The following is a 1,610-nucleotide window of genomic DNA, read 5'->3' as shown; positions in this document are numbered from 1 at the left end:
GAATGTTCGCCGTCAGCCAATGCCGAAGGTGTCACAAAGTGCCATTGCCCTGCTGCATCCTGCACTGCCGCCTGCGGAGCACCGCCGTCGATGCTGACCATCACGGTAACCACATCGCTGTCGGTGGTAATCGCAAAGCCCGGCGTGGTGTCGTTGGTCTGGGTGTCGCCTTGAACACCGGTGTCATCACTCAGGGTAATCACCGGCGCAGTAATCGCCGTATCGACCGTGATATTCAGCGCCGATGAGGTCGCGGTATTGCCCGCGTCGTCAGTGACGTTCACCTGCACCGCATACTCGCCGTCGGCCAATTCTGGCGCGGTGAAGCTCCAGGTTTCCCCGGTTTTTGTAGCGGGATAAACCGTGCCGTTGATCAGCACTTCCACCGTCACTGCGTCGGCGTCGATATTGCTTAAGGTAAAGGTTGGCGTCGTTACATTGGTGATGTTATCAGCCGAATCGGCACCGCTGTCTGAGGCGTCATTCAGGTCAATCACCGGGATATTGACGGTGGTATCGACGGTAAAGGCAAACGACTCACCGCTGATGCTGTTGCCCGCCACATCGGTGACCGTCACGATCAGGGAATGCTCGCCATCACTGAGGGTGGAAGGCGTCACAAAGCGCCACTGCCCCGCCGCATCCTGGGTCGCGGCCTGCGGTGCGCCGCCGTCGATGCTGACCATCACGGTCACCACATCGCTGTCGGTGGTAATCGCAAAGCCCGGCGTGGTGTCATTGGTCTGGTTGTCACCGGTGACACCGGTGTCATCGCTCAGGGTAATGACTGGCGCGCTGATGGCGGTATCAATCAGTACCGCTGTGGATGTTGAAATCGCCGTGTTGCCCGCGTCATCGGTGACGCTTACCTGCACCGCATACTCGCCATCCGCCAGTTCTGGCGCAATGAAGCTCCAGGTTTCCCCGATTTTGGTGGCGGGATAAATGGTGCCGTTGATCAGCACTTCCACCGTCATCGCATCGGCGTCGATATTGCTCAGGGTGAAGGTTGGTATCTTCACATTGGTGATGTTGTCGGCCGAGTCTGCGCCGCTGTCTGAGGCGTCATTCAGATCGATGGTCGGGATATTGACCGTGGTATCGACGGTAAAGGCAAACGCCTCGCCGCTGATGCTGTTGCCCGCCACATCCGTAACAGTGACGCTCAAAGAGTGTTCGCCGTCAGCCAATGCCGAAGGCGTGACAAAGTGCCATTGCCCCGCGGCGTCTTGTACCGCCGCCTGCGGTGCGCCGCCGTCGATGCTGACCATCACGGTCACCACGTCGCTGTCGGTGGTAATCGCGAAGCCCGGCGTGGTGTCGTTGGTCTGGCTGTCACCCAGCACACCGGTGTCGTCACTTAATGTGACGACTGGTGCATTCACTGCGGTATCGACCGTGATATTCAGCGCCGCTGAGGTCGCCGTATTGCCCGCGTCATCCGTCACGCTCACCTGCACGGTATACTCGCCGTCGGCCAATTCTGGCGCGATGAAGTTCCAGGTTTCCCCAGTTTTGGTGGCCGGATAAACCGTGCCGTTGATCAGCACTTCCACCGTCACTGCGTCGGCGTCGATATTGCTTAAGGTAAAGGTTGGCGTCGTTACATT

Annotated in this window: 1 protein-coding gene; it reads right to left on the bottom strand. The window is 58.9% G+C overall.

Annotated features, from left to right (window positions below; all coding sequences use genetic code 11):
• A partial coding sequence (locus CYR52_RS22125; protein WP_175579008.1) for an Ig-like domain-containing protein occupies positions 1–1,610 on the bottom strand: 1,610 nt, incomplete at both ends.

It is taken from the genome of Chimaeribacter arupi (assembly GCF_002858805.1).
Lineage (GTDB): Bacteria > Pseudomonadota > Gammaproteobacteria > Enterobacterales > Enterobacteriaceae > Chimaeribacter > Chimaeribacter arupi.
This window is presented reverse-complemented; position numbering and strand designations above follow the sequence as displayed.